Source organism: Enterobacter cloacae complex sp. ECNIH7 (assembly GCF_002208095.1).
Taxonomy (GTDB): domain Bacteria; phylum Pseudomonadota; class Gammaproteobacteria; order Enterobacterales; family Enterobacteriaceae; genus Enterobacter; species Enterobacter cloacae_M.
In genome coordinates this window covers 35276-48582 of the sequence record NZ_CP017991.1, presented here as the reverse complement: position 1 = coordinate 48582, position 13307 = coordinate 35276, and the positions used below count along the sequence as shown (strand labels likewise).

General features: G+C 56.8%; 12 protein-coding genes and 2 pseudogenes. 13 read left to right on the top strand and 1 reads right to left on the bottom strand.

What is annotated here, in order from left to right:
- The first annotated feature begins 159 nt into the window (after positions 1-159).
- From WM95_RS25930 to WM95_RS25910, 5 genes are all read left to right on the top strand, one after another.
- Positions 160-486 carry a hypothetical protein gene (locus WM95_RS25930; RefSeq protein ID WP_003100858.1) on the top strand — a complete coding sequence of 109 codons (327 nt, stop codon included), beginning with the start codon at positions 160-162 and terminating at the stop codon, positions 484-486.
- Complete coding sequence (locus tag WM95_RS25925; RefSeq protein WP_003100856.1) at positions 483-983, top strand: hypothetical protein; 501 nt, start codon at positions 483-485, stop codon at positions 981-983. Before WM95_RS25930 ends, WM95_RS25925 begins: the two co-directional genes overlap by 4 nt.
- On the top strand, positions 980-1351 hold the full coding sequence (locus WM95_RS25920; protein ID WP_003100853.1) for a hypothetical protein: 372 nt from the start codon (positions 980-982) through the stop codon (positions 1349-1351). Before WM95_RS25925 ends, WM95_RS25920 begins: the two co-directional genes overlap by 4 nt.
- Positions 1345-1902 carry a recombinase family protein gene (locus WM95_RS25915; RefSeq protein WP_003100847.1) on the top strand — a complete coding sequence of 186 codons (558 nt, stop codon included), beginning with the start codon at positions 1345-1347 and terminating at the stop codon, positions 1900-1902. Before WM95_RS25920 ends, WM95_RS25915 begins: the two co-directional genes overlap by 7 nt.
- 182 nt (positions 1903-2084) lie before the next feature.
- Positions 2085-2354: a replication regulatory protein RepA gene (locus WM95_RS25910; protein ID WP_001568069.1), complete on the top strand. Its 270-nt coding sequence runs from the start codon at positions 2085-2087 to the stop codon at positions 2352-2354.
- Positions 2355-2377: 23 nt separating this feature from the next.
- Here the strand turns inward: WM95_RS25910 and WM95_RS27940 are convergent.
- Positions 2378-2488 (bottom strand): annotated as a pseudogene (locus WM95_RS27940) (replication protein RepA).
- A gap of 82 nt (positions 2489-2570) precedes the next feature.
- On the opposite strand from WM95_RS27940, the gene tap reads away from it, so the two are divergent.
- From tap to WM95_RS25865, 8 genes and pseudogenes are all read left to right on the top strand, one after another.
- Positions 2571-2645, top strand: coding sequence for a RepA leader peptide Tap (gene tap / locus WM95_RS25905; protein WP_071594637.1), 75 nt, complete (start codon positions 2571-2573; stop codon positions 2643-2645).
- Positions 2626-3519 (top strand): incFII family plasmid replication initiator RepA, encoded by an 894-nt coding sequence (gene repA, locus WM95_RS25900; RefSeq protein ID WP_086538487.1) that lies wholly within the window; start codon positions 2626-2628, stop codon positions 3517-3519. The genes tap and repA overlap by 20 nt, the downstream gene beginning before the upstream one ends.
- Positions 3520-4730: 1211 nt before the next feature.
- Complete coding sequence (locus WM95_RS25890) at positions 4731-5033, top strand: Tn7-like element transposition protein TnsE (protein WP_032495740.1); 303 nt, start codon at positions 4731-4733, stop codon at positions 5031-5033.
- A 163-nt stretch (positions 5034-5196) separates the two neighbouring features.
- Complete coding sequence (locus WM95_RS25885; protein ID WP_015632416.1) at positions 5197-6105, top strand: helix-turn-helix transcriptional regulator; 909 nt, start codon at positions 5197-5199, stop codon at positions 6103-6105.
- 14 nt (positions 6106-6119) lie between these two features.
- Complete coding sequence (locus WM95_RS25880) at positions 6120-7850, top strand: DUF262 domain-containing protein (RefSeq protein ID WP_015632415.1); 1731 nt, start codon at positions 6120-6122, stop codon at positions 7848-7850.
- A gap of 11 nt (positions 7851-7861) precedes the next feature.
- A complete protein-coding gene (locus WM95_RS25875; protein WP_048270271.1) occupies positions 7862-10243 on the top strand; it encodes a type I restriction-modification system subunit M in 2382 nt (793 codons plus the stop codon).
- On the top strand, positions 10243-11640 hold the full coding sequence (locus tag WM95_RS25870) for a restriction endonuclease subunit S (protein ID WP_048270272.1): 1398 nt from the start codon (positions 10243-10245) through the stop codon (positions 11638-11640). The genes WM95_RS25875 and WM95_RS25870 overlap by 1 nt, the downstream gene beginning before the upstream one ends.
- Positions 11627-13273: pseudogene (locus WM95_RS25865) on the top strand (type I restriction endonuclease); the annotation flags it as partial. The gene WM95_RS25870 and the pseudogene WM95_RS25865, both read left to right, overlap by 14 nt.
- Positions 13274-13307: the final 34 nt, after the last annotated feature.

Here is a 13307-nt window from a genome sequence, read left to right as displayed (position 1 = left end):
GCGTCGCAGCGTGCCGCAAGCGACGCGATCAATCGAATGGGGTCGGCATGAGACTGAACACCATCCAGTTCCCGACCGCGTAGCCGCCTGTCCTGCCGATCAGGTCTTGACCATCGACGCCTGGGATCAGTCCTGAATGTTCTTGGAGACCACTACGTTATGAGCCGCAGCCGCCGCAAAACACCCATCGTCGGGCACACGACCTGCGGCAGCGAGCGCGAGGACAAGAAGCTCTGGCATCAGCGCTGGCGCACCCGTGAGCGCACGGCGCTGACCAGCGCGTCGCCCGAAGCCCTGAGCGCCCATCTGCCCCTGCTGGAAAACCAGGCCAGCAGCGTCTGGTCGATGGGCAAGGATGGCCGCTCCTACTGGCCCGTCAAGCGCCAGGCCGCCACGGCGGATCGCATCGCCAATCACAAGGGACGCAACCCGCAAGAACGCGCCTCCCTGAAAAAGCGCCTGCTGCGCAAGTGGATGAGCAAATGAAGCTCTCCTTCCATCAGCACATTGCGCTGTTCTGGATGATCGGTGCTCCGGGCGTCTTCGCGCCCGTGATCGAGAACGCCAAGCGGCCCGATGCCGGCGCCGTCATGGCGTGGGGTGTCGCGATCGTGGCGGTGATGATCCTCTTCACCCCTTTGCTGCTGCGCTGTCCACCATTCCGGCGCTGGTATGGCCGGACGGATGCGCTGTCGGAGCGGCAGCGCCAGGCGCTTGCCGAGCGCGGCCTGCGCCGCTACTACCAGACCGCTTTCGATGACGGCTACGTGCCCCGCGTGATGCCCTACGTGTGGCGCATCATCTGGACGGTCGGCGGGTTGATGGCTGTGACCGCCGTACTGCCTACCAACACCGGACGGCCAGCCTTCGATGCCTTGGTGGTCTTCTCGACCTGGTATCCGATAGGCGTGATGCTGCTGGTTTTCGCGTCGAGGCCCCTTGGCCGGTTGATTCGCCAAAGAGCACAGGAGCGGCGGAAATGAGCACGTCAACCATCGAGGCGCTGGCCAGCGCCTGGGCAAGGATTGCCGAGGAAGCGGAATTCCCCGCTGACTACGAGGGGACTGCCACACCACAAGCGCATCGGGCTAGCGAAGCTATTCAGGAGCAGATTCGGGAGCGCATCGTCGCCACCAACGACATGCGGCTGTTCAGCCTGCTGCACCTGCTGGGTCAGGCGTCGCTGCGCATGGAGCAAGCGCTGTGGCCGGAGGATTACGAGCGGATGACGCGCGAGGTTGAGGAAGCCCTGCGGCAAGCCACCGACGCCAACGCCAGATCGTACACCCACGAAGAAGTGATGCAGGCGATGCAGGAACGCATCGACCGGGCGCGAGACAAGCCATGTTGATTGGCTATGCGCGCGTCTCGACGCAGGATCAGAACCTGGAGCTGCAACGCGAAGCCTTGAGCAAGGCCGGATGTAAAAAGGTCTTCGAGGACAAGGTGAGTGGCACGCGGGCAGACCGGCCTGGCTTGGCCAAGACGCTCGAAATGCTGCGCGAAGGCGATACTTTGGTCGTCTGGAAGCTCGACCGGCTGGGCCGGTCGGTCAAGCAACTGGTCGATCTGGTCGGCGATCTGCACAAGCACGGTGTCCAGTTCAGGAGCCTCACCGACTCCATCGACACCGGCACACCATCCGGGCGGTTCTTCTTCCACGTCATGGCGAGCCTTGCCGAAATGGAGCGCGAGCTGACCGTCGAGCGCACCCGCGCCGGGCTGGAAGTCGCCAAGCAGCTCGGCCGCAAAGGCGGCCGCAAGCCGAAGATGACCGACAGCAAGATCGAGTCGGCCAAGAAGCTGCTGGCCAGCGGGGTGCCGCCCAAGGACGTGGCCAAGAACCTCGGCGTGTCCATTCCGACGCTGTACCGCTGGGTGCCAGCCTCCACGCACGCTTAGCGTGCTTTATTTTCCGTTTTCTGAGACGACCCCTTCTTCGTATTAACCCCCTCGCTGAATAACCTGTTCATTGCGCCAACAAGGGCAGGTTATATAACAAAAAATAACATAGACTCTCGCTGCATCTGGCTACGTGTAGTATCTTTGTCCAAGTATTTTGTTAAATGCTTGAGGAGGCAGAGATGTCACAGGTCGTTAACGCAGTTACTTCCTCATCTAAACGTCCCTACAGAAAAGGGAATCCGCTTTCTGCTGCAGAGCGTCAGCAGAAAGCTGTTGCACGTAAAAAAGCCACGCATAAAGAAGTGAGGGTGTTTGTGCGTGACTCGCTTAAAAGCCAGCTTCAGTTAATGTGTGAAAATGAAGGGATCACCCAAGCGGAAATGATTGAAAGGCTTATCGAAATGGAATCAGCCAAGCTTGGAATAGGCGTAACGACGTCACATTCTTGATCCTACTGGCTATGAGTGCTAGATTACTGATCGTTTAGAGATTTCTGGTTGGCCACGCCGTAAGGTGGCAGGGAACTGGTTCTGATGAGGTGTCTACCCAGAACCAGAAAAGCAAAAACCCCGATAATCTTCATCTAGTTTGGCGACGGGAAGAAGATTAACGGGGCCTACTTAAACTGTATAGAAGCTGTTGCTCTATGCAGGGAGTATAGTTTTATGCTCAGAAAACTGCAATACCTTCTGTGCTCAGTGCTCCTTCCGTGCAACATAAGTGCGGGAAGGTGTGACTGACGCCAAGGCCCTGTTCTCTCATTACCGACAGGTAAAAAATCCTTTCCCACAATTCGTAGTGCCGAAGAAAAAAGGCAGCGATGAAGAGAAAGCGACACTACCGTTCTGTCGTAAGCTGATGGCGAAAGCCGAAGGCTTCACGTCCCGTTTTGATTTTTCCGTTCATGTGGCGTTCGTGCGTTCACTCGGTAAGCGTCATCGCATGCCGCCACTGTTGCGCCGTCGGGCCATTGATGCCCTTCTCCAGGGACTGTGTTTCCACTATGACCCGCTGGCCAACCGTGTCCAGCGTTCCATCACCAATCTGGCTATTGAATGCGGACTGGCCACCGAGTCGAAAACCGGCAATCTGTCCATCACCCGTGCCACACGGGCGCTGAAGTTTATGGCGGAGCTGGGGCTGATTACCTACCAGACCGAATACGACCCCCAGATTGGCTGCAATATACCGACTGATATCACCTTCACACCAGCACTTTTCTCGGCGCTCGATGTCTCTGACGTGGCTGTTGTGGCTGCCCGCCGCAGCCGCGTGGAATGGGAAAATCAGCAGCGCAAAAAGCAGAACCTGAAGCCGCTGGAGATGGACGAGCTGATAGCGAAGTCCTGGCGGTTTGTGCGCGAACGGTTCCGCAGCTACCAGTCCGAACGTAAACAGCATGGCCTGAAACGTGCCCGTGCACGTCGTGACGCGGAAAGAACCCGCAAGTACATTGTGACCCTGGTGAAACAACAGCTGACACGGGAATACGCCTGCGGACGCTTTACCGGTGGTCTTGATGCCATGAAGCGGGAGCTGGAGCGGCGAGTGAAAGAGCGCATGCTAATGTCGCGCGGTAACAACTACACGCGGCTGGCCACCGTCCCCATATAACCCTTCCTGTGTGAAAAATCCGGCTGGCGCCGGAGGGTTCCGCACGTCTGCTTCCCGCCACAGCTTATTATCTGAGCTAAGTGGCGGGGCTGTTAACCAAATCCCATGTTTTCCGACCATCAGAATAGCCAGAAATTTCATCGCTGGCGTCACTTTCGGCCGCTGAATTCAGTTATCCACAAATAACTGCAAGGGAAGTTTCCATAAGGTTACAACCGTTATGCTTACAAAGCGCCAGGCGAAGTAATTTCAAAGTGCGTGGTTTCTTTTAAAAACCAGATCTCTACTTCTTTTAAATAAAGACTTTTTCTCTCTTATAAAGATATAACCTGTTCATCGCCTGACCTCTGGACAGGCTCCTGAGAATGCCCGCCCTTGCAGCGACCTGACGGTCGCGCCGGTTCGGAAACAACATATGTACCTCCCGTCGCCTTGCGACGGGCCCCGGAACCAGTAGTTACAACATACAAACAATCCCTTATGGCAGAAAACCAGCGCCGTTCTGACATCCCGTGCCCCTCCCCACCACTGAAAAGCGCCGCCGCCCCCGGCCAAAGGCCGGGGAACACCATCGCTTTTAATGATGGGTGTTGTAACTACTCTTCTTCATCGCTGTGGGTGGAGCTGTGGTCAGTTGTTTAGTACACGCTCGTAAGCGGCCCTGCGGCCCGCTAACGCGGAGATACGCCCCGACTGCGGCTGTCGCCTTGCCGGGTCCACTCCGACCGCGTACAGCGGCGTCTGAGATGTTTTTCGCGGGTATGGCTTTGCAGCTACCATGTTAAGTTCCCTGGTGTCGCTGAAATAGTTGATGAACATCCCCCTAAGCGTCAGCAGCAAGCTGCCGCCGCTAAGGCCCCGGAAATCACGCCCTTTACGTCGTAAACGCCGTAAAGCCCGCTCACCGGGGTTAAAAGGGATTACCTTAATTTCTTCATTGCTGATAGCGGGTTAAGGCTAATCAGGGCAGGGGGTAGGGTGGCAGAATTTATAGCCCGGTAACCGGCTACGCCGGGCTTTCGGCGCCATTTGACTCCACAGACACATGTAACCTCATCTGGCGCCTCCATGCCGCTGACGCGGCATCCAGAAGTTTCCCGATGCTGTAAGTCTTAACGTCTGCTTTGTGCCAAAAGCGGAAGTAACTAACAGCAGTCTGTGTGAAAATACGGGGAGCAGGTTAAAGGTGCCTGGCCGTTGTTGAGGTGGAGTTGCAGGGCCGCACCTTCTATATCCTAGAAGTCGATACATCTGACGGTGTTTGTTCTCTATCAACTTTGCTATTACGGCTGAAGTCGCCTCTGGATTGGCCCAAGCAGCTTACGCTGTTGGCAGAAGAGTTAACCCAGAAATCACTGCACTGGCCAAATCAGCGGTTAAAAATGCTCTGCGGCAAGGATGGCTATTCCGGCATTCCTCACCCGCAGACCAAATCCGTGGATAAGGGCAAGTTGCATGAGGAGTCGACAGAGCACTGGGCGGCAAGATTTCACAGTTGGATGACATCAATCTAACGTATTGAAGAGATTTAATACAAGACGAACTATGTCTACGTTTGAGGCTTTATATCTTGTTGTTATAGTAAAGATGGTGCATGATTGTAATCAATTTGATGATAACAATAGCGCTATATGGATCACATCACTACATTCTCCTTTCATTTCATAGCTGCGGCACATGATTAGTTCACCCTCTAAACGGGTCGAGGATTTGAGCCTTGCCCAGCGCGAGCGGCTGGCCTACATCGACTTCCAGCTCTACTTCTTCGGTGATATTGGGCGCCCAGACCTGATTGAGCGCTTCGGTGTGGCGCCGGCAGGGGCAACTCGCGATCTGGCTCTTTACCGGGAAATCGCACCGCAGAACATTGAATTCGATGGTAGCAACAAGATCTACCGCATAGGCAAGGCGTTTGTTCCAATTTTCGAGCACTCGACGCAACGTGTTTTGTCGACACTCGCGCTTGGGTTTGGAGATGGAGTGAACGTCGACTCGCGGCCGCTGCTGCCATGCGAGTCTCCAGTGGCTTTGAGCTGCCCACGGATGGATGTGCTGGCCCCAATCTGCCGGGCTATCCACGCCAAGCGGCCAGTAGCCATCCGCTACCACTCAATGAGCAGCGGTGAGACCGAGCGGATCATTGTGCCCTTTGCGCTGGTCGATACCGGCCTGCGCTGGCACGTCCGAGCTTTTGATCGCAAGAGTGGCGAGTTCCGCGACTTCGTTGTCACCCGCATTGAAGCGCCTATCCTGCTTGATGAAGAACCCAAGGCTAACGAGCGTTCGGACAACGACATTCAGTGGACTCGGATCGTGGAGTTGGACTTAGTGCCTCATCCGCGCTTTGCGCGTCCCGAGGTCATCAAGATGGACTACGGGATGACCAACGGGTCGATCAAGATGCGCGTGCGGGCTGCTGTTGTGGGCTACATGCTGCTGCACTGGAGCGTGGACTGCTCGCCTGACCATCGCCTCAAAGAAGAACAGTATCGCCTATGGCTTAGCGATCCGCTGGTGCTGTACGGAGTCGAGAGCGCCAAGCTGGCTCCAGGATACCAAGCCCTGAGCAGTTCCAAGGAATCATAGGAAAGAGGAAAACAATGGCCAAGACACTTGAAGCCCACGACAAACTGATCCGCGAGATCTTCGAAGGCAGCTACCAGTTCGAGATTCCGGACTACCAGCGTCCCTATGCCTGGACAACCGAGCAGGCCACAGAGCTGTTCGATGATCTGCACTCGGCGATGCTGGATGCGCGTGTCTCCGGTGCAACCAGCCAATACTTCCTCGGCAGTATCGTTCTGATCAAGAACGACCGAGAGCCCAAATCGTCGGTGGTCGATGGCCAGCAGCGCCTGTCGACGCTGACGATGCTGTTTGCAGTGCTGCGCGAGGCCATGCCGCACGCAGCCGACGACATCACCGATTTCCTCTACAAGAAGGGCAAGGTCAGCCTCGGCGAGAAAAATGAATACCGCCTGACCGCCCGCGAGGAGGATGCCGACTTCTTTCGCACCAACATTCAAGAGCCGGGCGGCATCGCACAGTTGGTCACTAGCACCGACAAGCTGGAAGACAGCCGACTTCGATACCGCGAAAACGCCACGCTGCTGCTTGCCAAAGCCAAGGCGCTACCGCCCGCCGATCTGAGCGCACTGTGGCAGTTCCTGGCCAACGACTGCTCGCTGGTTGTTATCTCCACGCCCGATCTTGAAGCTGCCTACCGCATCTTTTCCGTGCTCAATAATCGGGGGCTTGACCTCGCGCCTATCGACATCATCAAGGCGCAGGTTCTGGGCCTAATCCGCACCACGGCAGGCGACATTAAGAGTCGGGTCTATGCCAAGGAGTGGAGTCGCATCGAAACCTCACTGGGCCGTGACGCCTTTGGTGATCTGTTCGGTCACATCCGTAGCATCTATGCGAAGAAGAAGCAGAAGTACATTTTGGTCAAAGAATTCCAAGAGCACGTCACCGAGTACAATAACCCTATCGCCCTGATCGACTCCGTCATCAAACCTTACGCAGAAGTATGGGACTTCGTGCGCGACGCTGACTTTGAGGCGACCGAGCACGCCGAGACGATCAACGAGCACCTGTTCTGGCTCAACCGCGTGGACTTCAAGGACTGGGTACCCCCGGCACTGGTGTATTTCAAGCGATTCCGGCAAAAACCAAAATTGCTCGCAGAATTCTTCCAATCACTAGAACGCCTTACCTATTTCATGTTGGTTACAAAGGTGGGTATCAACGAACGCATCGAAACCTACGCTGCGCTCATTAAAGACATCGAGTCCACGGCCTTCGACGGCGATCTAGTCACCTTGGGCACTCTGGCACTTACAGACAAACAGAAGCGAGATTTCGTGGCTGCTCTCGACGGAGATATCTACCGCAACCTGCCCAAAGCCCGCATGGCACTGGTTTTACGTCTCGAATCTCTGGTTCGAGCCCCTGGAGTGCAGCTGCAAAACGCCGTGTCGCTGGAGCATGTGCTGCCGCAAAACCCGCCTGACGGTTCGGACTGGATCAAGTGGTTCCCGGATGAAGACGAGCGAGATTGCTGGACGCACCGTTTGGCCAATCTAGTTCCGCTGGATAGGAACAAGAACTCATCTGCCAGCAACTACGACTTTTCCAAGAAGAAGGATGCCTACTTCAGGGGTAAGGGCAAGGCGTCGCCCTTCGTGCTAACGCAGGAAGTCAGGTCAGAAAACGAGTGGACACCCAACCTTCTGGCTGAGCGTCAGAAACGCCTGATGGGCGAACTCAAAAATCATTGGAAACTCGCCGTCACCACAGACAATGCCAGCGCCTCAGCGGCGAATTAAGGTAAGTATCGATGCATAAGAAGCAACAACAAGACCAAAGCCAGATCAAGTGGATTTCCGATTTCATCTGGAACATTGCCGATGACCGCTTGCGCGACGTCTATGTACGCGGCAAGTACCGCGACGTGATCCTGCCCTTCACCGTACTGCGACGGCTTGATGCCGTGCTAGAGGCGACGAAAGATGCTGTGCTAGAGCGCAAGAAGCTCCTTGATGCCCATAAAGTGGTCGAGCAAGACGGCGCTCTGCGTATGGCAGCAGGCCAAGCCTTCTACAACGTATCGGAATTTACTCTGGCCAAGCTCAAGGCCAGTGCCGCAGGCCAGCGGCTGCGTGATGATTTTATTGCGTATCTGGATGGATTTTCGCCCAACGTCCAGGAAATCCTCGCCAAGTTCAGTTTCCACAACCAGATCCAGAAGTTGGTGGATTCCCACGTTCTGGGCTACTTGATTGAAGATTTCCTCGACCCGGAGGTCAATCTCTCGCCGTTGCCGGTGAAGGATGCCGACGGCCGCATCAAGCTGCCGCCGCTGGACAACCATGGCATAGGCACTGTGTTCGAAGAGCTGATCCGCCGCTTTAACGAAGATAACAATGAAGAGGCAGGCGAGCACTTCACCCCGCGCGACGTGGTGCAGCTCATGGCCAAGCTGCTGTTCCTTCCTGTGGCCGAGCGCATCGAGTCTAGCACCTATTCGCTCTACGACGGCTCCTGCGGCACCGGCGGCATGCTCACCGTGGCCGAGGAATCGCTACACGAGCTTGCCGGGCAGCATGGCAAGGAAGTCTCCATCCACCTGTTCGGGCAAGAAATTAGCGACGAAACCTACGCCATCTGCAAGGCCGATCTGCTCTTGAAGGGCGAAGGCGAGGAGGCCGAGAACATCGTCGGTGGCGCTGATAAGTCCACTCTGTCCGCTGACCAGTTCCGTTCGCGCGAATTTGATTTCATGATCTCCAACCCGCCCTACGGCAAGAGTTGGAAGACCGATCTGGAGCGCATGGGCGGCAAGAAGGAATTCAATGACCAGCGCTTCATCGTCAGCCACGCGGGCAATGCTGAGTTCAAGCTTATCACCCGCTCCAGCGACGGACAGCTCATGTTCCTGGTGAATAAGCTGCAAAAGATGAAACACCACACGCCGTTGGGCAGCCGCATCGCGCTGGTTCATAATGGCTCCGCGCTGTTCACCGGCGATGCAGGCCAGGGCGAGAGTAACATCCGCCGTTGGGTGCTGGAGAACGACTGGCTGGAGGCCATCATCGCCCTGCCGCTCAACATTTTCTACAACACCGGCATCGCCACCTATATCTGGGTGTTGGCCAACAAGAAAGCCGAAGCGCGTCGTGACAAAGTGCAGTTGATCGATGCAAGTGGCTGGTTCCAGCCGCTGCGCCGCAATCTCGGCAAGAAGAATTGTGAACTCTCGGATGGAGACATCCAGCGAATCATCGACATCTACCTCGGCGAGGCGCAAGAAACCGCCGAGTCGAAATGGTTCGACACTCAGGACTTCGGCTACTGGAAGATCACTGTCGAGCGCCCGCTGCGCCTGAAAAGCCAGCTCTCCGACGAGCGAATCGAACTCCTGCGTTTTGCCACCGGCGACGAGGCGATACGCGCCGAGATCTACGCCACCCACGGCGAGGCGCTCTATACCGATTTCGCCAAGCTCAAGCCGACCATCGAGGCATGGCTGAAAGGCGAGGACGAGAACGAAGAGGACGAGAACGAAGACAGCGGCGATGACAGCGAGACTCCCGCCGCGCGTAAGGCCGTGCCCGCCAAGCGCCGCAAGAAGCTGCTCGACGCATCGACGTGGCTGCGCGACAAGGCGCTGATGGTGGTGGCGCAACGGGTGCAAAAAGCTCTAGGTAGCGCCGTGTTCGATGACCACAATGAATTCCGTACCCGCTTCGATACTGCCCTGAAAGCTCAGGGTGACAAGCTCAGCGCACCCGAGAAGAAGGCCATCTACAAAGCTGTGAGCTGGCGTGACGAAACGGCCCCGCCAGTCATTGCCAAACGCAGCAAACTCAAGGCGAGCGACTTCTTTGAGCCCGGCTTCGATGGCGCGTACCTGGAGACAGTGGGCAAGGATCGGTTCATGGTCGAGTACGAACCCGACAGTGAGCTGCGCGATACCGAGCAGGTACCGCTGAAGGAGTCGGGTGGTATCGATGCGTTTTTCGAGCGGGAAGTGCTGCCGCATGTACCGGACGCCTGGATCGCTACCGACAAGACCCAGATCGGTTATGAGATATCGTTTGCCCGCTACTTCTACAAGCCCACACCACTGCGCACGCTGGCCGAAATCCGCGCCGACATCCTCGCTCTGGAGCAGCAAAGCGAGGGGTTGCTGCACAAGATAGTGGGGGTAGAAAAATAATGTTTGGCCCTTATCCGGATTACTGGCGAACTGGTTTGCAATGGTTTGAATATTTACCTGAGTCGTGGGCCATTCTGCGTACCAAGCAAATGTTCCGCTTGGTCATTGAAAAAGCTCCAGCAAATAACCAGATGGAGTTGCTATCTGTTTACACTCATATTGGCGTCAGACCGAGAAAAAGCCTTGAGCAACGCGGCAATAAAGCTTCTTCAACCGATGGATACTGGGTTGTAAAAGAGGGTGACATAATTTGCAACAAGCTCCTTGCTTGGATGGGTGCTATTGGCGCCTCCCATTATCAAGGCGTTACCAGCCCAGCTTATGATATTTTGAGGCCAATCAAGTCATGCAACACTGACTATTATCATTTTCTATTCAGAACGAAGAAATATCTTCAGCAGTTCAAAATAAGGTCGAGGGGCATAATGGATATGCGCCTTCGGCTGTATTTTGACCAGTTTGGGCAAATTCCAATTCCTGTCCCTCCGCGCCCTGAGCAGGACCAAATCGTCGCTTACCTGCGCGCTCAGGATGCGCACATGGCCCGCTTCATCAAGACCAAGCGCGATCTGATCAAGCTGCTCACCGAACAGAAGCTGCGAATTATCGACCACGCTGTCACGCGCGGCCTTGATTCATCGGTGGCTCTGAAGCCGTCCGGCATCGAATGGCTGGGTGAGGTACCGGAGCACTGGGAAGTGCAAAGGCTGAAGAACGTGGCCAACGTGGTCTTGGGCAAGATGCTGACCACGGAAGCCAAGGCTGGCGATGGGGATTTCAAGCCCTACCTGCGCTCCACGAATGTGCAGTGGATTAAGCCCGATGTGCGCGACGTAAAGGAAATGTGGGTAGCCAAAGCTGAGATGGCGCAGCTCCGCGTCCGCAAGGGTGACTTGCTGGTCAGCGAAGGCGGAGAAGTTGGTCGGGCCTGCATGTGGAACGATGAACTGCCGGAGTGCTACATCCAGAACTCTGTGCATCGGGTTGCGGCCAAGCCGATGATGCTGCCGGAATTCCTGTTTCACCAGTTTTTCACCTATGGCAAGCGTGGCCGTTTCAATGCCATCGTGAACCGCGTCAGCATCGCGCACCTGACGCGCGAAAAGCTCGTGACGATTCCGTTCACCGTCCCTCCCATCGAAGAACAAAAAGCCATCTGCCGGTGGATCAGCGACGAATGCCAGCCGCTGGACGACGCCATCGCCCGTACCGAAGAAGAAATCAAGCTGATCCGCGAATACCGCGACCGCCTGATTGCCGATGTGGTCACAGGCCAAGTGGACGTGCGGGGCTGGCAGCCCGGCCCGGACGACGTGGTGGACGACACGGCGCTGGCTGCGCTCGGCGATGACCCAGATGATGTGACCGAGGAGGAGGATGGCGATGGCGAAAACTGACACCAGTGAGCGCTGGTTCGAGGCGCGCGTGGTACGCAGCTTGACCGGTGTGCCGCAGCCCGAGTACAGCCATGAGCTGGCTCCCACGGACTTCGCCGCCACCCACAACGGCTACGTGCAGGGCAAGCCCACCGACTACAACCGCGACGTGGCGCTGGATGTGACACAGCTGCTCGCCTTCTTGCAATCCACCCAGCCCAAGGCAGTAGACACGCTGGAACTGGCGGCGGACGGCATCAAGCGCACTCAGTTCCTGCACCGGTTGCAAGGTGAGATCACCAAGCGCGGTGTGGTGGATGTGCTTCGCAAGGGGGTTAGCCACGGCCCCGTACACGTCGATCTCTACAAGCTGCTACCCACGCCGGGCAACGCAGCAGCAGCAGACGCCTTCGGCAAGAACATCTTCAGCGTTACCCGACAGGTACGCTACAGCAACGAATCCGGCAACGAGTTAGACTTGGCCATCTTCATCAACGGTCTGCCGGTGCTGACTTTCGAGTTGAAGAACTCGCTGACCAAGCAGACCCTGGCCGACGCCATCGTCCAGTACCAGACCACGCGCAGCCCGCAGGAGCTGCTGTTCCAGTTGGGGCGTTGTGTGGCGCACATTGCAGTGGATGATGTGGAGGCTGCGTTCTGTACCGAGCTGAAGGGCAAGGCCTCGTGGTTCCTGCCATTTAACCAGGGCTGGAACAGCGGCGCTGGCAACCCACCCAATCCGGATGGTCTGAAGACTGATTACCTATGGAAGCAGGTGCTGACTCGCGAGTCGCTGGCCAACATCATCGAGAGCTACGCGCAGGTGGTAGAAGAGGAAGAAGTGGACGCTGGCGGCAAGAAACGCAAGAAGCGCAAGCAGATCTTCCCACGCTTCCATCAGTTGCGCACGGTGCGAGCCCTTCTGCGCCTCGCCCATGCGGATGGGGTGGGTAATCGTTACCTAATCCAGCATTCGGCAGGAAGCGGCAAGAGCAACACCATTGCCTGGCTGGCGCACCAGTTGGTGGAGCTGCGCCGCAAGGACGATCCGCTGACGGTGCAGTTCGACTCCATCATCGTCATCACCGACCGGCGTGCGTTGGACACACAGATCGCCCGCACCATCAAGGGTTATGACCATGTGGCGGCGATCTTCGGCCACTCCGACAACGCGCAGGAGCTGCGCGAGTATCTGCGCCGGGGCAAGAAGATCATCGTCACCACGGTGCAGAAATTCCCGTTCATCCTCGATGAGCTGGGCGACCTCTCAGGCAAGAGCTTCGCGCTGTTGATCGACGAGGCGCATTCCAGCCAAGGCGGCAAGACCACGGCGCGGATGCACGAAGCCCTCGGCGGCAAGGTTGCTGCGGAGGAGTTCGAGGAGGACAGCACGCAGGATGCAGTCAACGCGGAAATCGAGAAGCGTATTGCCTCGCGCAAACTGTTGGCCAACGCCAGCTACTTCGCGTTCACTGCCACACCTAAGAACAAGACGTTGGAGTTGTTCGGCGAGAAGACCCTGGTCGGTGACAAGGTGCAGTCCCGCTCGCCCGAAGAACTGACCTACACCACCAAGCAGGCGATCCAGGAGAAGTTCATCCTCGACGTGGTGGAGAACTACACCACCTACGACAGCTTCTATCAAGTGGCTAAGAGGGGTCCGCTTGGAAAACGGAAAATATCCTACG

What these genes read in the sequence shown, in the direction of transcription:
- WM95_RS25915 (WP_003100847.1), top strand. Translation starts at nt 1,345, where the DNA reads ATGTTGATTGGCTATGCGCGCGTCTCGACGCAGGATCAGAACCTGGAG.
- WM95_RS25885 (WP_015632416.1), top strand. Translation starts at nt 5,197, where the DNA reads ATGATTAGTTCACCCTCTAAACGGGTCGAGGATTTGAGCCTTGCCCAG.
- WM95_RS25880 (WP_015632415.1), top strand. Translation starts at nt 6,120, where the DNA reads ATGGCCAAGACACTTGAAGCCCACGACAAACTGATCCGCGAGATCTTC.
- WM95_RS25870 (WP_048270272.1), top strand. Translation starts at nt 10,243, where the DNA reads ATGTTTGGCCCTTATCCGGATTACTGGCGAACTGGTTTGCAATGGTTT.
- WM95_RS25920 (WP_003100853.1), top strand. Translation starts at nt 980, where the DNA reads ATGAGCACGTCAACCATCGAGGCGCTGGCCAGCGCCTGGGCAAGGATT.
- WM95_RS25930 (WP_003100858.1), top strand. Translation starts at nt 160, where the DNA reads ATGAGCCGCAGCCGCCGCAAAACACCCATCGTCGGGCACACGACCTGC.
- WM95_RS25925 (WP_003100856.1), top strand. Translation starts at nt 483, where the DNA reads ATGAAGCTCTCCTTCCATCAGCACATTGCGCTGTTCTGGATGATCGGT.
- WM95_RS25875 (WP_048270271.1), top strand. Translation starts at nt 7,862, where the DNA reads ATGCATAAGAAGCAACAACAAGACCAAAGCCAGATCAAGTGGATTTCC.
- WM95_RS25910 (WP_001568069.1), top strand. Translation starts at nt 2,085, where the DNA reads ATGTCACAGGTCGTTAACGCAGTTACTTCCTCATCTAAACGTCCCTAC.